Genomic DNA, 19,861 nt, shown 5'->3' on the forward strand with positions numbered 1-19,861 from the left:
CTTTACTTCAACTGAGATAAATTTGTCAATACTGACTACTAGATCAAAGTTGGAGGAATAAGCACATGGTGACCTGAAGCGGATTATTGTCAAAACAAGAATTACGTCAATTCGTAAAAGAGCATAATTTTCAATCGGCAGAAGATATTCAATGGACATTAAAGGAATTATTTGCAGATGTACTTCAAGAAGCATTAGAAGCCGAACTGGATACGCATCCCGGTTATGAGAAACATGATGTAAAAACAAACAAACGAGAAACAGCCGCGACGGCTACAACAGTAAGAAAACCGTAACCTCCGAATACGGTGATGTAGAATTTGAACCTGTAGTCGTGAAGAAAAATCAAACGAATGTGACCGGCATTGAGGAGCACATATGTATGCGAAGGGTATCAGTACACGGGACATTCAGGATCATTAGAATAAGTCAATATCTCCGAAACGCTGGCTGATTAATTCTCGGTACTGTCCGTTCTCTATGCGTAATTCGTCCAAAGCATCTTTATACGTACTTATAAGCTGTGTAAATGAGTAACCTTGGCTTGCAATTCCCGGTGCTCCTGGGCTACAATCTCAGGACTTGTAATCGTTGGTTCTCCTTCAGAGGCCGAGTCTAGGATTAATTGTATTTCCTCATTCAATTTGGTGAACCATTTTTCCAAATATTCCTTATAGGAACCCGTCCACAACATTCGCGAGCTTTTCAATCTGATTCGCGGGCGTTTTGCAATCATATCGTACACATCTGATTTTGAAAGACGCGATAATCGCCCCTTTTTGACATCATTTAAAAGCTTTCTTTTTACTTGTGCACATTCCCATGCCAAGTCGCTGCTACTGAAAGAAACCGGACGAGCCAATTTACTTTACCTCCCCACTTAAAATATAACAAAGCACTTCTGCATTAGTTGGATTAGGCTTCTCTTTAGACTGTTCACGAAAGTATGCCTTTGCTTTCTTAAAGAGCAATGAATGCAGTTTTTTCGCCTCATTTGGCGGCATTTTAAATTTAGTTTCCATAAGTAGCAGAACAGCCTCATCACACTATGGAGTGGAGAGGCCGCTTGTGGGGGAATAAATTCATTTCGTCTACAGCGGTTGATGTTGACGATTCCGTGTCCATCAATGGTGATGATGAGCATGCGCATCCGTCACATCGGCTTTGACGGTACATAAAATCGAGCTATCGTGAGCATGCCGTTCGGACGACATAACTTGTAAGGTCACGTGCCAGATTTCTTTGTGTTCCAGCATGTGTTTGATTTTTTTTAGAATCACTTCGGTTTCATAGATCGATTTTTCTCCGTTAACGACAACATGAGCAGTAAGAGCGTTCATGCTGCTTGTAATGGACCAAATGTGTACATCATGGACTCCCTTAACACCATCTATCCTTCGGATCGAATTGACAATTTCGTTCATATCAACATTTTCGGGCGTCCCTTCCATCAAAACATGCAAGGACGATTTTGTGACAAAGTAACCGCTACGTAAAACAAGTCCCGCGACAACGACACTAGCAAGCGGATCTGCCCAGCCCAAGCCAAAAAACATCATCATAAGAGCTGCGGCAATGGCGCCAACTGACCCCAGCATATCACTGAGTACGTGCAAATAGGCACTGCGCATATTCAGGTTTTCCTTGGTGTCACTTCCACGCATCATAATCCACGCAACCAACAGATTTATAAGCAATCCGATGGTACTGATAATCAACATGCCAAATGTGGCTACTTCCGGAGGATTCATAAACCGCTCAATCGCCTCGTAAAAAATGTAAAGTGAAATGCCGATCAACGTAACACCGTTAAGGGCTGCAGCTAAAATTTCAAATCTCCTGTAGCCGTATGTTTTCCCTGTGTTTACAGCTTTGGAGCCAAATGTGAATGCAAGCAAAGCCACCCCTAAAGCGATGGAATCGGACAACATATGACCCGCATCGGAAAGCAGAGCCAAACTGTTGGTAATCACACCTCCAACCGCTTCGATAATCATATACACCGTAATAATGATGAATGAAATCAGGAGTACTTTTTTATTGTTGGTATGTACATGCTTATGGTTATGTCCATGGTCATGACCATGATTGTTTACGGACACCGTTATCCTCTCCTTAAACTAATTGAATGGTTTGTCATAATACCTTTCCACTGTTTCGATCGACTTTTCATTCCCTCTCTATACAGTTTGAAAGAAACGAATTGAATTTATATAAACATATGATCAACTGTTCATGTGTTTTGATTAGCCTTATTATATTTGTTCCCGATATAGGTGTCAACCCTCATTCTTGATTGAACAAAATCTAAGCCTAAGGTGGAAATTATATGGGACAAACACGCAGAAATATGCCGAACTGCATCGGAGCGGGGCAAGGTATCGCTCTCATAGGTAACCCCTTCAGATCTCGTTGGCAAGTTCTTTACCGTCACCAACCGAGGTAAAGAACTTTCAACGAAAATGACTGACTGAAGGTAAGAATATAAATAATCACTTTACAAATGAAAACTTTTATATCGCAAATAAAAGAAAAAATTATTCGCGAAGTACCAAAGATTGTGCAACCAAGCCTATACAAATAGAGTGGTTACAGTAAGTCAATTTACACTTAGCCTGATTATTTTCTGATTTTGCTGATGAAAAACGGATATTCAAGGAACACTTCGTATACAGTTTTTTGCACAATATGATACTTAGTATTACTTATGTATTCCTCTAACATTTCAACGGGTGTATATTTTAAACTTGCCATAAACATCAAATATCCCCCATGCTTGATTAAACTAAAACACGAATCTAAGCATTTTTTGAAGTCCCCTGTTTCATTAATAGCGGACCCAATTAGGGTTACAATATCAAAGGCTTCTTGAGGCAAATCGGAATCGAATATGCTCCTGCATAAAACTTTTGATGGATTCGGATGCTGCTCCCTCTGTTGTCTATACTCAAATATCTCGCAAATACTTTCGTCAATATCAATGCTGGTTAAACCACCTCTTCCCTTAAGCCAATATCCAAGGTAATCGTCCCAATCTCCAGTTCCGATACCAACATTACATACTTGGATTTCATCAAAAATATCGAATGTCTTCTTACGTAATCTCTTGTCACCAACTGTGTGTGAAGGCACTGTGGAGAAGAGTTCCATTCCCCCGCATTCGGACCTTTGAGTTCCAGATAATATTGCAGTAATTTCTCATCTTCCTTATTCATTGATAATGCCCCCATCATTAAGTTATGTTTGGTTTGTTCAATTCGATTAAATACAAACAAAAATTGCTCTTCCAACTTTATGCCTTTCTCACTTGATATTTTGCTTACAATGCATTCTTCACCCCATATATAGAAGGTATCGTCTTCAATCATAACCGTTTCTGCAAATTTCCTGCTTAAGCTTGGATTTTATAAGGTAGTTTTGATTGGAAACTTTGTGTCGATGTACATTGAACCAAACAGGATTAAGTATTCTGTCTCTGAAAATGGATCAAATAATTAAAAAAAGTTTGTGTCGCTGTGCGGCGACACAAACTAAATCCATAGAGATACAAATATCATTATTTAACTTTTCTTAATCATTCATCTTTATGTTTTAGTTTCACTTTAACATCATTAAAAAAAGCCGTTGTATTCCATACATTGAGACCAAAGTATCCTTCTTTATAAGTTTGATCTTTTGTGTCGATAACTAATTTATTGTTCAAATAAACCTTAGTGATATTGCCTTGCGCTTCTACTTTGAGATGATAATCTGTATTTGGCTGTAAATCCAGTTTTCCATCATTGTTATATGTCGCAATTTCATATCCGGTCCCATCAACCAATTTAATTAATTTTACAACATTATTTTATGTGTCTCTATTAAAGCAACTTCAAGAGTATTTCCTCGATCTCGGCAGGATTAGTTGCATTTTGAAAACGTTTAACGAATTTTTCTTCTTGAAACAAACTTGTTAAGTTCTTTAAAAATGAGATGTGCATCTTAGGATTTTTTACTACAAGTACCATTACAATTTCTGCGTTGACAGTTACATCAGATCCCCCCATATCCTCGAACTCTATGCTATTATCTAAAACTGCAACGGCAATAGCAGTTTCGTTAACGAATTCTTTATTTGTATGTGGAATTGCTATTCCAATTGTCCCCATGTTGATTCCGGTCGGATATTCGATTTCACGTTGAAGCAAAGATTCTGTATATCCTTTTTTGGCATAATTTTTCTCTTCTATCTTTTTTCCAAAGCTTTTGATAAGCTCTTCCCTCGAATCGTAACGTGCGTGCAGTTGAATTAAATCCTGATCAAACACGAGTCCATTTATCGTTTTTGCGCTCATAATAATTACTCCCTTTTATAAAAATCGGAAAACATAGATATCTTTTTAATATTCCGTACCATATTTTTTGATGATACTATGGATATCCATTGCACTTTGGGCTTGAATGATAGCTTCACAATCATCTTTACTTTCAACAAGTTTCATTAACTGAACCAATGCCCTTAAGTGCTGTTGTTTATCGACAGCGGCTATGATAATAACGATGTTTATCGGCCTATTTCTTGCAAATTCAACGCCTTGCTCTAAACGGAGCAAGCTCATAGCTACTTCGTTTACCCCACTTTCGGGACTATCATGAGGAATTGCCACATTTGGGCTAATAATGATATACGGATCTTCCACATCGTAATGTTGGATCATAGCTTCTACATAAGAAGGTTGGATACTCCCTTGAAGCAGCAGCGGTAGCGCCCCTAATCGTATAGCCTCTTCCCAAGATGATACTGAAGGAAGCAATGTAATATTCTCCGGCGTTATCAGGTCATGCAAATTTGTCTTTTGTAATTCGGGTTGTGATTTGAAAGACAACGAGTGATGGCTTGTAAAGTAGTGTTGTAATTCCTTTGCAAGAAGTTGCCTGTTCTGAACGGTTGCATATTTCTCAACGATCTCCAGAATATTTTTCAAACTTAATTCAGATGGAGTGAATCCATGCAATAATTCCATCACTTGTTTTCGTAGAGAGATCTTTTCTTCCTTTTGTAATATTGGCTTGACTATAAATAGTCGTTTGTTCGTTTGCAGATATACGGAAGAAAAAACAATGTCATATTCCAAATCATACATCTTGAATTCTCTCACAGATAAGGAATCCAAAAAAATGAATTCAGGAAATAAATCATTCAAAGTAATTAGTAAAAGCTTAGAAACGGATACTCCGTTAGCGCAAACCACTACTGCTTTTGTTTTACTCAGAATGCTGTCTCCTTGCTTTGTTAACCAACCGCCTATCAGCATCGTTAAATAAGTGCATTCACTATCTGGAATATCACAGCCAATGTAATCAGCTAAAGGTTTTGCTGACTTTTTTACAAGGTGGTGCAGTTCTATGAATTCACTATTAATTGTTTCTTGTAGTGGATTAGTAATAGTAAGTTTGTATTTAATGCGATAATATGCAGGTTTTATATGCAGCATGATCATATGCAACAACTGCTTTTTGTCTTGTAAGAGGATGCAGGACATTTTCTCGAATCGCTCCAGCATCTTTTTCAATGCCTGATTTAAATCTGATACAATGTCTTCCCCAAGGAGCTCAGATGAGGAAACATTCGTCGTAAGAATTTGCAGTGTGATGAATAATCTTTCCTCGGTCGGGATATGCACCAAATCCGATAGTAGTTCTTGAACCGCTTGGTACTCCTTGGTATCCGATAATTCTTCATAGCTAATATGAGAGGAATTTATTGTTTTCCCAAGTTTGATTCTTCGCAGCAAGATCAGTAGGATATGCGGCAAAGTTTTCATCTTATCATCTGTAAATTTCAAGCTCAGATGGCTTTCAATCTTTTCAAGACGTTCATGAATCTGTTGCACTTCTTTTTCAGTGATCTCTGCTAACTGTTGAACCCATTTTTCCCCATTGTACATGTGATGAATTTTGTTAACGACATCAATCAATAACTTTCTTTTTTGAAATTCAACACCCTCAATTGAGTAACCAGATAACCGGGAATAACGGATACTAAGATCATAAGGTTCGACTAATTCTTGTGCTGCTTTTAGATCATTTAGTATGGTATTCTTGCTTACGTAAATGGAACTGGTAAAATGAAATAAAGATAATTCTTCACTACGACTCAGTAGGATCAGAATAATAAGTTCTACTCGCTCTGCTTCAGAAAAAATATATTTTTTTGTCGAAGGCTTGTTTACTTCATTAGGCACAGCAGAGAAGAGAGTAGCATCAACAATAAAAACACCCTGTTTATTCCGTTCAATTTTTGGTAGGCGTTGGCCCTCTAACCAGTCATTGATTTTTTCAAGGCTGTAACTGATTTGCCTGCGGCTTAAACCATACTTATGTTCCAAGTTCTTACTCTTCACACTTGGATTTGATAACAATTCTTGCAGCAAGCTGCTGCTTCTATCATCAAGCTGCATGGCTCTCTCTCCTCCTTCCTTGTTAATAATAATATTGACAGCTCCAGAGGATTATATAAGAGGCTTCAAGTTTAGGTCGTATTCAAATTACTCAATTTAATCTTTGCTCTTGGAGGCGCTCTGTGAAGAATCGAAATTTTGTTCTGCCTCAAATCAAACGTTTATTCCAAATTAGCATGTCTTAATTTCATGTCATCATAGGTTTCATTAAAATTAGCTACCCATTCCAAAACAATCGCATCATACAAGAGAAGACTTAATTGCTCAAATGCCGATCCCATTGGTTGAATAGAAGATTCCATTAAATCAGTATCCGTTTCTTTATTGTCAACATTAATTAAAAGCATGTAATCAGCTAGTTTCCCCAAAGTCGACTGCGAATTCGTTGTATTAAGAATTACCTTTGCTCCTGATTGCTTTGCTTTTTTTGCATTTACTATTAGACCAGCGGTTTCTCCTGAACCAGAACCAATAAATAAAATATCCTCTGCTTGAATGCTTGGAGTAGTAATATCACCAACAATATAAACCGTTTTACCTAAGTGCAACAGTCGATTAGCGAAAGCACGGATCGCTAAACCTGATCTCCCTGAACCAGCAAGGAAAATCCGCTTTGTATTATACAAGACTTGTAGAATTTGTTCACTTTCACCAACATTCATTAAGGAAATACTTCTTTCTAATTCTTTCATAATGACTTCCATTTGTTTAATTAATTTGTCCATAAGTTCACCTTCAGCTTTCTGGATACATGATTACCTTGCCGATAAGTTCTTTTCTTTCCATTAATCGTTCAAACATTTCTGAACCTTCTTCAAGCGGTATACGATGTGTAATCATTTTTTTAGTATTTAATCTGTTATTGTGCATAAAGTGAACAGTCGTTGCCCATTCCTTACCTGGGAATGGTGCGGATACACAACTCCATGATCCCCACACGGTTAACTCACTTCTTAGGATTTTTTCAAAATAAAATCTTTCCATCGCAACGTCTGCATAAGGGATACCTAGGAACACAACTCCGCCGCCTTTTTTGGCGTAACCAAACACAGTTGCTGCTGTATGGGGCGTTCCAGCTGCTTCAACTACAATATCTGCATTCATGCCATCCGTATATTCAGCGACCTTTGTCAGAACATCTTCATTCAGAGAATTTATCGTATAATCGGCGCCTAATTCCTTCGCAATTTGAAGTTTTTCATCATCAATATCAACCGCAATTACTTTTTTCGCGCCAAATATTTTTGCCCATTGAACAGCAAACAACCCAATGGTTCCCCCTGCTCCAACAATGACCACATCGTCGCCCACCGATAGATTGGTTCGATAATACCCATGTAAAACTACAGTAGAAGGTTCTACCATAGAAGCTGATTCGAAATCCAAATCATCAGGTACTTTAACTAAATTCTTCTCTGGGAGTTTAATGTATTCGGCGAATCCACCAGGTTCCTTAGCACCTATTGCATGCAATGAATTCGCTCTAGCTGGTTGACCTGCTCGATAATAATAATCATCTTCTTCAATTAGTGCTGGACATCCAGCAACATGGTCTCCAACTTTTAGATCTGTTACTTGATCGCCAACTTGTTCTACAACACCTGCAAATTCATGTCCCCATACCTGACCAGGTGTGACTGCACCCAATTTTTTATATCGAGAGATATCAGATCCACAAATGCCACATGCTTTTATTTTTACAATGACATCTTTTCCATCCAGTATTTGAGGTTTTTCCGCTCCTCCAAAACGTATGTCTCTGGCACCATACAGTTTTAATGATTTCATTTTCTCTCATCCTTTCTCTCTCCATGTTCTAGACTTTTCAAATTCTTCACATGTGCTTTGTTATTCGAAAATAAATATGATCCGATGACAACCAAAGATGCTCCAGCTTCGATACATTGACTAGCTATACTCTCATCGACTCCACCATCAACTTCGATCTGAATATCTCGTTGACCTATCATTACTTTCAGTTCTCTTATTCTATCAATCGTTTCTTCCATAAAAACTTGATTAGGTCTTCCTGGATTGATCGACATAACTAGAACATAGTCAATGATGTTTAGAAAAGGTTTCAATATAAAGGTGTCCGTCCCAGGATTAATGACGATCCCTGCTTTCCTTCCATGTTGCTTAATCTGATCAATGACAAAACGAATATGAGGAGTTGATTCATAGTGAACTGATATCATTTCTGCTCCAGTGTCCAACACACTCGCTATATGCTGCTCTGGGGCTGATACCATCATGTGAACATCTAATTTCATATTCACTTGTTTTTTTATATTTTTAATTTGTTCTGGTCCAAATGCGATATGAGGGACGAAGTTTCCGTCCATCATATCTACATGAAGTACTTGAAATCCTTCTTCATATAAAACATCGCATTCACTTTTTAAGTTCATTAAATCTGCTGCAAATATTGAAGGTAAAATCAGATTCATTATTTTTCCTCTTCTCTAGTCTTTATTTAACTAAAGTGCTTACCCAATAAATTAATAAGTTCCATATCTCAGAAAAAGTAACATCTGTCCCTAAACCTTTTAACTCGACACCTGCGCTGTTAAGCATCTGTGTTGCACCTGGTGCAACAAATCCTGCCAAATAAAATGTGATAATACAAAATACTACTGTCGACACAATAGAACGGAATAGATTTCCTTTACTTGTTAACGTACACATTACAGAAATATAGGTAACAGACATTAACAGTCCTATTGGAAAGAACTGAACTCCAGGTAAAATGAGTGCCAATAACATAACAATTGGAATAGAAACGACTGTAGTTGTAATAGTAGTCGGATCGCCTAAGCCTAGCGCAATATCCATCCCCACATTTAGATTGGAGTTATTCCCCATGCGTTTAATCATAAAGTCTTTTGCCGATTTCCCAATTGGAGATAGCCCGTCCATCATCACTCCAACAACTTTAGGCATTAATACCATAACTCCAGCTATCCCTGTGGCCATAGTCACAATCTCTGTAACAGGTCTTTTAGTAATTGCCCCTAAAACTAATCCAACAATAAATCCAATAATAACTGGGTCCCCGAGAACGCCTATTTTTTTATTAATTTTACTCAGAGAAAACTCCAATTTATTTAAACCAGGAATGAAATCAATGATTCTATTTACCAGCCAGGCAATCGGATAACCCCAAGCTGAATAAATAATAGTTGTGCAGGTTGTACCTTCTAAACCAAAGTATTCTTGCCATTTTGAAGCAATTAAATCACCAACGAATAGAGCAATAACAGACATCACCAATGTTACTACCAACCCTAACCAGAAACTGTCAAAAAGAAAGTAAGCCAAAGCTCCTGGAATTAGAAAATGCATGTAATTCCATATATCCACATTTAACGTTTTTGTCCATCTAAGTCGAACTAATACTAGATTAATAATTAAACCAAGAGGAATTGCTAATGCTGCAAAAGGAGGCACCCAAGATGCCGCCCCTACAGCTGGCCATCCAATATCTGCAATTGTAAATCCAGAACCGATTTTTGCATAATAATCAACTGCCGGTTTTAGGGAGGAATTGAGCAAGCCAACAACTAATGTTAAACCTAAGAAGCCTACCCCAACTAAAAGGCCTGATTTGATAGCGTTTCCAATTTTCATTCGAAAAACTAGACCTAATACGGTGATTATTATTGGTAAAATAGCTGTTGCTCCCATATCAGTAATAGATTTAATAATATTATGCACAGTATCCATTATGATCTACCACCTTAACTATTTTTTAAATCCAGCAGTTTTTCAGCCAATTGATTTTTCAATTTTTCTTCATTAAGCCCTGTTACAAATCCCATGATGTTCATATATGGCTTTTCATCGGTTTTAAAATTATTAGTTGTCAGAACAATATCGACGTTGTCAATAATATTCGGTAATTCCGCCATACTCGTTTTAATGATATCGTAATGTTCAATTCCTGCTTCTTTTAATACCTCTTTCACTCCATCTGCTGCGATAGTAGAAGTTGCTACTCCGCTTCCACAAGCTACGGCGATTTTAATTTTTGAATTTGACATGTTAATTCCTCCTGGTATGTTAGTTTTCGAAGCTAGTTTTAAATCCATTTCCAATCCCAAAGGGTTGAAAAAATCCTCCTTGCAAATTGTTTTATATTTCCTTTTACTCAGCAGGATTAACTTCTTTCTTGCTGTGGATTCATAATAACATGATGAATTCAATTGTTGTATTCGTTTACATCCCACTTTATAGACAACAGGTTGTACAATATAGTGATGAAAAAAATGATTTTCCCTCGATATTTTTCAGGTTAAAATCCATCTATTCCAATGAATTCAATCGTATCAACGAGTTCCGGGTTGGGTACAACGGTAGACGAGGCTGAGCTGCAACATGTAGACGTGAGAGGTGATGAATTCTGGTACATGACGTCCTATGGAGAGGAACCCACATCTGCCACAACGGAGGAAATGACACTTAGCAGTGCAGATTTGGTATTGCCCGGGTTGATTCCATTTTGTCTCACTCGTATATATGACAGCTCCAGGTTTGCTGAACTACAGCTACATTTCTCCAATCCCCCCTCGAAACCAAGAATTTTATTAATTGTTAAGCCTATGTCAAATTACATCAATTCGATTGACGATCATTTTCGCAGGTTGTTAAAATGTGCTCGAAAAACCACTTGGAATCTGATGATGGTTGTTACTGTGGGTTAAAGACATCATTATTCAAAATCCACTCCTTGATCAATCTTATTCGATGTTTTTGATGCGAGGGTCAGTTAATATAGAGAATAGATATGAAGGTGCATTAAGATCACTAAGTGCTCCACGACCACTAACAGGCATTTTTCAGATCGACTTTAAGCATTCCTTTTTCTTAAACTAAATTACTTAAATTACTTTTACTTCAATCTGAAGTGGTCTGTTTCTTTCACTGCGGTTTTGTAGTAAAGCTTCTAGCGCTCCTGCAGATGGCAGTAGAAGAGCATTTGGGGCGGATCAGGGGCAATCGTCTCCCCACTGATGAAATTTAAAGTCTTACTCTGAAATTTCTGAGGTAAGCATAACGACATTTGCTATTTTACAAATGTATAGATAAATGTCTAATTGTTAATTGGATCATGTTTGTGTTCATTACGGCAATCGGGACAAGAACCTGTACCGATAAAACAAAAAAGCCGCTATAATAGTGACTTTCAATGGGACCATGTTCTTGTCTCCCGATTAGACTGGATGTTCTTATTCCGCGCGGCTTTTTGAATTGTCATACCGTCAGACTCCATAAAATAAGTTTTAGACTTACCCTAGAAATTGAAACAGCGACAGAAAATAAAGTCCTAGACTGTCGCTGTTTCATTGAACTAACGTTCCCAGTTAGTTCAAAAAACAATTTAACATGATAGCTCTTGTTATATATAAAGTAAATTCATCTTTCCGTTATCAGCTTACAGTTGGATAATAGCCTTAGATGGTGGATGACCAGTATTTTGATTTTCAGCCATAAGGAAAATTCCCTATCATCTTGTTTGGAAATGTTCAAGGCAACGCGGTCGGCCTAACCATAATTTCACTGATTAGGGTGTCATCAGGTTCATTAATGGCAAACGCGATGGCTCTAGCAATACTGTAAGGAGAAATCCCTATGCCGCTTATTTGATTGGCGATCGTCTGCACTTCCGGGCTGGTAATGCTGTCAAAAAGTTCGGTCTTCGTCAGACCAGGAGCAATCAAGGTAGATCTAATACGCGAAGTCGAAGACTCTTCCAAGCGCAGCCCTTCCGAGATGGCTCTAACTGCGAACTTGGTGGCCGCGTATACGGCATTTGTAGGGGACACATGATAACCGGCTGTAGAGGATAGGTTAATGATATGACCGGACTGCTGCTCCCGCATGGTAGGCAATACCGCTGCGATACCGTATAAAACGCCTTTGATGTTCACATCGATCATTTGATCCCACTCTTCTACTCTTAATTCATTCAGCCTGGAACTCGGCATGACCCCTGCATTGTTCACCAATACATCAATTCGGCCATACACACTTAAGGTAAACTTGGCCAAATTCTGCATATCTTCGGCAGAAACGACGTCTGCTTTTACAGAAACGGCCTCGCCGCCACCCTGTTTAATTTCATTAGCAATCGCATGCAGACGTTCCTCTCTTCTGGCTGCCAATACCACCTTTGCGCCATTTTGTGCCAACAACTTCGCTGTAGCTTCCCCTATTCCGCTGGAGGCTCCAGTTATAATCACCACTTTATCTCGTATATTTTCCATTGTTAAATGCTCCTTTACCCAAAATTTTTTTTGGTGACGTGTGTTGAATATTTAACGGTCGTTGATTAATATTATAGACAGAAGCCCCGATTACTCAATGGTTAATGGATGCGTATTTGTTTTATATACAACAACACCCTAAGAATTGTTGATTAACTGAAGGAGGTAACGAAAGGAATGGAAAACGCTGTTAAAACCGACCGACGCATTCTCCGAACCAAGCAGTCCATAACGAAGTCGTTTCTGGAGCTTTTTTCGGAAAAAGATTTTGAACAAATCACTATTAACGAGATAGCGGAGCGTGCCAATGTTAACCGCGGCACCGTTTATCTGCATTACAGTGACAAATACGACCTTTTGGATAAATGCATTGAAGATCACATCAACGAATTGATTTCGTTGTGCAAGAAACGGAAGGCCAATCCGCTTAGCCAAGGAATGGTACAAGAGCCCAAACCGGTTTTTGATTATTTGCGTGACAATTTCCAGTTTTTCTCTGCTATGTTTTCCAATCAAAGAGCCTTTCTATTCCGGGACCGATTGCTGAATTTCATCTCAGTCAATCTTATGAATAAAATGGAAAGTACTGACAATAAGCCCGTTATCGACAATGAGTTAAAAGCCCAATTCATGGCCTCTGCTTTTATTGGCATTGTGGAGTGGTGGGTACGTCATCAAATGCCGCATTCCACACAATTTATGGCCGATCAGGTTAGGAATTTATTTGAAAAGAATCAAGTTTATCCGAAGTAGTATTGAATGTATCTCAGAACTTTATCCTTTCGCTTTTACGCAAACGCTACCTAATGGGGTTCGGCAATTCTAGGCCACGGTTATGAAGTGTTCCCTTCTTTACATTAATTCCACTAACCTGCCCATAAGCGTAATGAAAAGATCAGCCGATCGTTTGGCCGGCTGCGCTAACCTGGTTAGCTTAATAAAAATGGAGCAGCTGCCAACTGGCAAAACTGCTCCATACTGTTGTACAACTAACGTTTCGCGTTAGTTGTATGGACTAATTACTGAGTGAATTTCATACTATCTTGACTAGCAACAAATCCAAGTCGTTTATTGAATCTGTAGCATCTTTACGGTGTGTATGGTTGTCAGTTAGATTATTTCGTAACCCATTGTTTTAGCCTCATTAATAGTATAACAAAATGGGGACTCTCCAATTCCTTTGCCATAATAATCCTGTCTACACGAACACCCTCAATTTAACCTCATGTTGTACCTAATCTCGAAAACCTCGGAATAATTAATTGTAAGCTGAATACCACCAATAACTTCGTTGTTATTCGAAAGGAACGATTACAACATTAGCATCTGCTGTTCAATCTTTGCGAGCGCTTCAAGCTGGTATCTTTTTGTACTACCGTCCCGAGCAATCGAGCAAAACAAGAATTGAAATTAACGATGGTATCCCTCAAGTCTCTGCTGGCCGTTGATTATGCGGGCGCCAAGTCTTTTTCATTTTGTTATTCTCTAGGCATTTCGTTAAAGAAAGCTACATCATCAACTGCCAGCCTCACCGTCGGATGACCGGGCTTCGCCGCCTTGCCGATGGCGATCAGCATAATCGGAACGTAGCGTTCTGATATCCGGAACGCTTCCATGAACTTTTGTTTGTTGTAGCCGCCCATCGATACCGTGTCGTAGCCTTTAGCGCGGGCGACAAGCATGAGTTGCATCGATACTAGCCCGCCGTCGGTATAAACTTTTTCGCGGATGGCCTCGGGCGGCATGCTCGAATACATCCCGGTATAGCGTTCCACGAACGATTTAGCCGTCTCTGCAGGCATGTAACCCGCATCGACCGCCATTCCGTAGATTTTCTCGGCCGATTTATAACACTCCAAATCTCCGAGTAGCGCAATGACAGCCGAAGCCTCGACCACTTGCTGTTGAGTGAATGCGATCGGAAGCAGCTTCTGCTTCAGCTCCGGCGAGTCGATAACTAGAAAACGCCACGGCTGCAGGTTAGCGGCTGAAGGAGCGAGCGTGGCTTGCCGCAATATTTCGGTCAATTCCTCCCGCGAAATCTTAATCTCGGGATCATAGCTACGAACTGACCGGCGTTCTCCAATAACATCAAAAAAAAGTTGGTGCTCCATCGTTAGTGACGGTTGTGAAACCGACATGGTTCTCTCCTCCTTTTGGAAAAGCAGCATTCTGCATTTTGTTTCAATACAACATTAGTAGTTTGAACAACACTTGTTGTATTTATATGTTATAATACCAACCGAATGGTACGCAATCATCAATAACCATAAACCGTTGTATAGACAACACCATTTCTATAATGTCGTTTTATTAGGGGAGATCTTAACGATGACCATTAAAAAGAATGAAGCTGATCCTCGTGTGATACGTACACGGCGACTCCTTCAAGACGCTTTTGCTTCATTAATTCAAGAAAAAGACTTTGAATCGATAACCGTTAGGGATATTGCAGAGCGGGCTACTGTTAACAGAGCGACTTTTTATGCGCACTTTGTAGATAAATTCGAAATTCTTGAGGCCAAACTAATGGAATCATTTATGACAATCATAAATCGTAGAATAAACGGTCACGAAGTTCTAAATGAAGAAACAATTCAGAGTATTTTTCTGGGTGTGTGCGATTTTCACAAGGGTCTAAGCACGATGTGCAAAAGAAGGTATACATCGCTTGGACTTGTATTCGAAATTCAAATAAAGGAAAAAATTCAAACGATACTTCTTTCCTTTATAGACAAAGACAAGATGCCATCGAGTCCAAACGCGCACTTCTTAATAAATACAGCTTCTATCATGTTAAGTTGGGGGATGTATGGGGCTGCTTACGTTTGGAACAATGAGGGGTGCCCAATAAGTGCGGAATCATTTGTTAAACAGGCTATGCCCTTAATGATGAACGGAGCCAAAGAACTACTGGGATAGGTCTTGTCGCTATTGCTCTATCCTGCCCGTTCAGATGAAACCAAGCCTGTTGTGCCTGAAGAAAGCAAACGTTGGATTGTATAGTGGCTCATCTTGGAAGAAGGTTTCACCCGTATATTAATGGGCTTACTGAATTGAACATTTTCCTTTGGAACCCACCTGTATTCGCTCGTCTCATCAGAAATATCCAACTCTCCACCCAGTTTTACACACGAAAATCAAACATGACCTTCGAATGAACATCAGTTTGTGTGTTGTGGTGAATAGTGGACTGTAAGTTATCTGTTTAGATCATCATCAAATCGGCAATCGGAACATGTTCTTGTCCTTGGCTCGGGACAAGAACTTGTACCGATAACATAAAAAAGCCGCTAAAATAGAAATTGCGACAGAAGATAACAGGCACGTATCTTATTGTAAAAATGTATAAAGTCTTCAATTCGTCTATGTGCTTCTCAATACTTCCGATGATGATCCTAAGATTATAGATCTTCCACTTTCGGCTGTGAACGATCAAGCCCGTGACTCAAGGGGTGCTCCTATCGTGAAATGGTACAATAACCCGAATTGGTTTGTTGGAAATGGGATAATATTCTTGTCAAAATCGGTGATGAGATAAAGTTCTTGTCATTTGGTTTTGACAAGAACTTTATCTCATAAAATAAAAAAGCCGCGATTTCCGCAGCAATTAATGAGATAATGTTTTTATCATCCGACACCTCTCGTGATATTTGTCCGTTGATGTTCAGTGACAACAAGTTTATCCCATTTCTTATATGACTTCTGTTGGAAAACGTGTTGCAAATGAATGTCTCAGAGAATGCACGGTTAAAGCTGGTTTTCCAAAAGCTGTAGCATATTTTTCGATCAGTTTCTCTATGGATCGCTGAGTTAAGCGTCTGCTTTTTCCTTTACGACCTATGGGAGCTGCAATAAACAAAAAAGGTTCGTTTTTTTCTGGGATATATCTAGATTCTCTGATCTGCAGATAATTTTCTAAATCCAGTAACGCTTGCTGAAATATACATATTGTTCTTTATTACCTTTGCGTATAACACTCACTAAAGCTTTATTTATATCCAGATCTTCAATGTTAATACCTGCTACCTCAGAGAGCCTAAGACCAGATCCTAAAATGAGGGAAACAATGGCTGTATCCCGTTCACGATTAAACTGATGGAAATTGAAAATACGTTTATTCTCTTTATTGATTTCTCCGAAATCATGAGATATAAACTGCCTAAATGACTCAAAATCGTCTTCCCTGAGAATTTTCCCATCCATACGATTGGCAATGGTTTCTTGGCTTTCTTTAACTACATTTAAATCCATTTTGGCCATAACATTGCGCTGGATATATGGCTTTAGGTCACTTGTCTCAGCTTTATTCTGTAAGTAATCAAATCTAGCGAAGAGATCTTGATTCGATAAACCACGGGTGTTCGTCGCTTGTGTGATTGATCAACAAATCCATGATTCCTTTCATACCTCGACTATGAAAGGAATCATCCTCTTTATATCACCAATGCCATCCCCATTGGAGTCCATAAAAAATTTGATAAGCCACAGCTTCTTTCCACCATGCCCTTTTCATATTGCTTGATCCTTCTTCCCTTATTCTAAATTCAATTCATAAATATTTTTCAACCAGTTAAGATGAGAAATTTATTGATCATATACTTTTGTACGATATTCATTTTCATTTATTGAGTGTATCGATAAGGTACATCCTCGCTTCATAAGGGCGCATTTCTACTTCAGACATGTTATTTGGATAATTGGATATTAGCAGCTGTTTAGTCTCTGCCAGCTCTTTCTGAAGTGGGAGATGGGTTGTGTATTTTTGAAAATTACATACTACAAGTAGTTTGGTTCCTTTCAGCGTTCGAGTGTATGCGAACAAATCTTTATTCTCGGGATACATCAGCTCATAATCCCCATATATGATCACTTCATGATCTTTCCTTAATCGGATTAGTTTCCGATAATAATGGAATATGGATTCAGGGTTATTTAAACTTTCTTGTGCATGGATATCCTTATAATTCGGGTTTACTTTAATCCAAGGGTTCCCTAATGTAAAACCAGCGTTGTCGGAAGCGTCCCACTGCATTGGTGTTCGAGCGTTATCACGCCCCTTTGCAAAGACTGACTCCATAACTTTATCTTCAGGGTATCCTTTCTCAATTCTATCTTTGTAGAAATTTAGTAACTCAATATCCCGATAGTCTTCAATTGGATATTGAACATTCGTCATTCCTAATTCTTCCCCCTGATAAATGTATGGTGTGCCTCGCATGCCATGAAGAAGGGTTGCCAACATTTTAGCCGATTCTATCCTGTATTCTCCGTCATTTCCCCAACGAGAAACGATTCGGGGTAAGTCGTGATTATTCCAAAACAAACTGTTCCAGGCATCCCCCTTCAGCTCTGTCTGCCATTTAGATAACACTTTTTTTAATTCTTGAAAATCTAGAGGCTTAAGATCCCACTTCCCTTTCCCCTCTTGTTCGTCCAAACTAATATGTTCAAATTGAAATACCATTGAAAACTCACTGCCGTCCGGGTTGCTATACAATTTGGCGATCTCTGGCGTAGCGCCCCATGTTTCTCCAACCGTCAGCAGGTCTCCAGCTTTTTGAAACGTCTCCTTGCTGAGTTCCCTGATATACTTATGCAGATTCGGCCCGTTGCTGGTAATTTTCAAATCTGGTTCTTTTCCGATTAAGTCAATTACGTCAAGCCGAAAACCGCCTACACCCTTGCCTATCCACCAATTGATCATTTCGTAAATCTCTTGTCGGACTTTTGGGTTTTCCCAGTTGAGATCCGGCTGTTTTACAGAAAAAAGATGTAAATAATATTGTCCTATCTCGGGTACCCATTCCCAAGCTGAACCACCAAATATGGAACCCAAGTCGTTTGGTGGCATTCCTTCAACGCCATCTCTCCAGACATAATAGTCATGGTACGGATTTTCTTTGCTTTTTTTTGCTTCTTGAAACCATGGATGTCCCCATATCATCCAAAGACCCGAACATCGGATCAATATCCCGATAGTCCGAAATATCATAACCGAAATCATCCTGAGGGGATTTACAAACTGGTGATAGCCAAATCGCACCGACACCGAGTTGCTGCAAATAGTCCAGACGGGAAACAATTCCTTTCAAATCGCCGATTCCATCACCATTACTATCTTGAAAGCTCCGTGGATATATCTGGTATACAACGATTTCTTTCCACCAATTTTTATTTTCCATTGTTCATTACAACCTTTCCAATAGACGCATAGTGTTTTTATCTTAATCAAGTCGCATCATACAATTACTCTTTTACCGATCCTACAACAATTCCAGTCACAAAATATTTTTGAAGCAGCGGATAAATCAGCAGTAGCGGGATGACAGCGACTACGATTTTGGCAGCATTTAGATTTTTGTTTGATATTTCAGTCAGGTTGCTGAGTTGTGCTGAGTTGGTGCCGGATTGAAGAAGTTCGGCAATATTCACGTTAAGGGACTGAATATAAGTCATTAGCGGATAATTGCTGACTTGGGTCATATAGATCAAACCGCTAAAAAAATCATTCCACGTTCCCACGATACTGAATAGTGCTACCGTCGCCAGCGCAGGGATGGACACGGGAACATACACTTTGAACAGAACCTGGAGCGGATTCGCCCCATCGATGAATGCTGCTTCTTCTAGCGCCTTAGGTACAGCAGAGAAGAAGTTCATGACAAGGATGACACTGAATATAGGGACAGCTCCCGGTAGAACAAGCGACCAAATTGTATTAAGCATATCGAGGTTTTTGATCAGTAGATAACTCGGGATCATCCCGCCGCTGAACAACATGGCAAAAATCATAACATTCATATAAATGTTTCTGCCCCTAAATTCCCTTTTCGACTTGGAGAGCGGGTATGCCATTAAAATAATAAGAATCATGTTGAGAATAAGTGTGAGCACAACACGTAGAACAGATATGCCAAAGGAACGCCAGAACTGAGCATCATCGATAATTTTCGTATACGCTGCTGTTGTAAAATTGACCGGTACGAGACCTACAGCATTAGCTGACACGGCCTCGCTGCTGCTGAATGAAATCGCAACGATATTCCATAACGGAAGAAGGCAGATCAATGCCAGCAATATGACGATGGCATTGATGACAAACCGGCCAATTCGATCTTTTAGGCTTACAGAATATGACATAGGCTTTGCCTC

At 39.1% G+C, this 19,861-nt stretch carries 18 protein-coding genes and 4 pseudogenes; 4 read left to right on the forward strand and 18 right to left on the reverse strand.

Going from position 1 to position 19,861, the window contains the following annotated elements; genetic code table 11:
- Positions 1-86: 86 nt before the first annotated feature.
- A pseudogene (locus BM358_RS10990) lies at positions 87-420 on the forward strand (transposase); the annotation flags it as partial.
- Between the two features lie 94 nt (positions 421-514).
- Here the strand turns inward: BM358_RS10990 and BM358_RS10995 are convergent.
- The 12 genes from BM358_RS10995 to BM358_RS11045 all read right to left on the reverse strand — a co-directional run bounded on the left by BM358_RS10995 (position 515) and on the right by BM358_RS11045 (position 10,483).
- Positions 515-862: a hypothetical protein gene (locus BM358_RS10995; RefSeq protein ID WP_028541583.1), complete on the reverse strand. Its 348-nt coding sequence runs from the start codon at positions 860-862 to the stop codon at positions 515-517.
- A 262-nt stretch (positions 863-1,124) separates the two neighbouring features.
- Positions 1,125-2,102 carry a cation diffusion facilitator family transporter gene (locus BM358_RS11000; RefSeq protein WP_023988782.1) on the reverse strand — a complete coding sequence of 326 codons (978 nt, stop codon included), beginning with the start codon at positions 2,100-2,102 and terminating at the stop codon, positions 1,125-1,127.
- 517 nt (positions 2,103-2,619) lie between these two features.
- Positions 2,620-3,081 carry a class I SAM-dependent methyltransferase gene (locus BM358_RS11005; RefSeq protein ID WP_231118765.1) on the reverse strand — a complete coding sequence of 154 codons (462 nt, stop codon included), beginning with the start codon at positions 3,079-3,081 and terminating at the stop codon, positions 2,620-2,622.
- The gene (locus BM358_RS26820; protein ID WP_226887820.1) at positions 2,988-3,215 is read right to left on the reverse strand and encodes a hypothetical protein; all 228 of its coding nucleotides are present in this window, start codon (positions 3,213-3,215) and stop codon (positions 2,988-2,990) included. The genes BM358_RS11005 and BM358_RS26820 overlap by 94 nt, the downstream gene beginning before the upstream one ends.
- A 359-nt stretch (positions 3,216-3,574) precedes the next feature.
- Positions 3,575-3,823: a DUF6250 domain-containing protein gene (locus tag BM358_RS11010; RefSeq protein WP_028541584.1), complete on the reverse strand. Its 249-nt coding sequence runs from the start codon at positions 3,821-3,823 to the stop codon at positions 3,575-3,577.
- A gap of 37 nt (positions 3,824-3,860) precedes the next feature.
- Complete coding sequence (locus tag BM358_RS11015; protein WP_023988785.1) at positions 3,861-4,334, reverse strand: PTS sugar transporter subunit IIA; 474 nt, start codon at positions 4,332-4,334, stop codon at positions 3,861-3,863.
- Between the two features lie 45 nt (positions 4,335-4,379).
- Complete coding sequence (locus BM358_RS11020; protein WP_028541585.1) at positions 4,380-6,440, reverse strand: BglG family transcription antiterminator; 2,061 nt, start codon at positions 6,438-6,440, stop codon at positions 4,380-4,382.
- Positions 6,441-6,601: 161 nt separating this feature from the next.
- Positions 6,602-7,165 carry a 6-phospho-3-hexuloisomerase gene (gene hxlB, locus BM358_RS11025; protein ID WP_025722481.1) on the reverse strand — a complete coding sequence of 188 codons (564 nt, stop codon included), beginning with the start codon at positions 7,163-7,165 and terminating at the stop codon, positions 6,602-6,604.
- A gap of 10 nt (positions 7,166-7,175) precedes the next feature.
- On the reverse strand, positions 7,176-8,228 hold the full coding sequence (locus tag BM358_RS11030; RefSeq protein WP_023988788.1) for a galactitol-1-phosphate 5-dehydrogenase: 1,053 nt from the start codon (positions 8,226-8,228) through the stop codon (positions 7,176-7,178).
- Positions 8,225-8,890, reverse strand: coding sequence for a ribulose-phosphate 3-epimerase (rpe, locus tag BM358_RS11035; RefSeq protein ID WP_023988789.1), 666 nt, complete (start codon positions 8,888-8,890; stop codon positions 8,225-8,227). Before rpe ends, BM358_RS11030 begins: the two co-directional genes overlap by 4 nt.
- Positions 8,891-8,912: 22 nt before the next feature.
- Positions 8,913-10,166, reverse strand: a complete 1,254-nt coding sequence (locus tag BM358_RS11040) for a PTS transporter subunit IIC (RefSeq protein WP_023988790.1) — start codon at positions 10,164-10,166, stop codon at positions 8,913-8,915.
- 14 nt (positions 10,167-10,180) lie between these two features.
- Positions 10,181-10,483, reverse strand: a complete 303-nt coding sequence (locus BM358_RS11045; RefSeq protein WP_049828419.1) for a PTS sugar transporter subunit IIB — start codon at positions 10,481-10,483, stop codon at positions 10,181-10,183.
- A 300-nt stretch (positions 10,484-10,783) separates the two neighbouring features.
- Here BM358_RS11045 and BM358_RS26635 point away from each other — a divergent pair, with 300 nt between their 5' ends.
- On the forward strand, positions 10,784-11,143 hold the full coding sequence (locus tag BM358_RS26635; RefSeq protein WP_028541587.1) for a hypothetical protein: 360 nt from the start codon (positions 10,784-10,786) through the stop codon (positions 11,141-11,143).
- 822 nt (positions 11,144-11,965) lie between these two features.
- Here the strand turns inward: BM358_RS26635 and BM358_RS11050 are convergent.
- On the reverse strand, positions 11,966-12,706 hold the full coding sequence (locus BM358_RS11050) for an SDR family oxidoreductase (protein ID WP_028541588.1): 741 nt from the start codon (positions 12,704-12,706) through the stop codon (positions 11,966-11,968).
- 177 nt (positions 12,707-12,883) lie between these two features.
- Between BM358_RS11050 and BM358_RS11055 the strand changes: the two genes are divergently transcribed.
- Positions 12,884-13,459, forward strand: a complete 576-nt coding sequence (locus BM358_RS11055) for a TetR/AcrR family transcriptional regulator (protein ID WP_028541589.1) — start codon at positions 12,884-12,886, stop codon at positions 13,457-13,459.
- A 725-nt stretch (positions 13,460-14,184) separates the two neighbouring features.
- Here BM358_RS11055 and BM358_RS11060 read toward each other — a convergent pair.
- Positions 14,185-14,847, reverse strand: coding sequence for a nitroreductase family protein (locus tag BM358_RS11060; RefSeq protein WP_023988794.1), 663 nt, complete (start codon positions 14,845-14,847; stop codon positions 14,185-14,187).
- Positions 14,848-15,037: 190 nt separating this feature from the next.
- On the opposite strand from BM358_RS11060, the gene BM358_RS11065 reads away from it, so the two are divergent.
- Positions 15,038-15,628: a TetR/AcrR family transcriptional regulator gene (locus tag BM358_RS11065; RefSeq protein WP_023988795.1), complete on the forward strand. Its 591-nt coding sequence runs from the start codon at positions 15,038-15,040 to the stop codon at positions 15,626-15,628.
- A gap of 781 nt (positions 15,629-16,409) precedes the next feature.
- On the opposite strand, the pseudogene BM358_RS11070 reads toward BM358_RS11065, so the two are convergent.
- From BM358_RS11070 to BM358_RS11085, 4 genes and pseudogenes are all read right to left on the reverse strand, one after another.
- A pseudogene (locus tag BM358_RS11070) lies at positions 16,410-17,035 on the reverse strand (tyrosine-type recombinase/integrase); the annotation flags it as partial.
- A gap of 10 nt (positions 17,036-17,045) precedes the next feature.
- Positions 17,046-17,222, reverse strand: a pseudogene (locus BM358_RS11075) (alpha-amylase family glycosyl hydrolase); the annotation flags it as partial.
- 105 nt (positions 17,223-17,327) lie between these two features.
- A pseudogene (locus BM358_RS11080) lies at positions 17,328-18,891 on the reverse strand (alpha-glucosidase).
- A gap of 64 nt (positions 18,892-18,955) precedes the next feature.
- Positions 18,956-19,849 carry a carbohydrate ABC transporter permease gene (locus BM358_RS11085; RefSeq protein ID WP_023988798.1) on the reverse strand — a complete coding sequence of 298 codons (894 nt, stop codon included), beginning with the start codon at positions 19,847-19,849 and terminating at the stop codon, positions 18,956-18,958.
- Between the last annotated feature and the right edge of the window lie 12 nt (positions 19,850-19,861).

Origin of the sequence: Paenibacillus sp. cl130, assembly GCF_900116035.1 — a bacterium.
In the GTDB taxonomy this organism is placed as follows: Bacteria; Bacillota; Bacilli; order Paenibacillales; family Paenibacillaceae; genus Paenibacillus; species Paenibacillus polymyxa_B.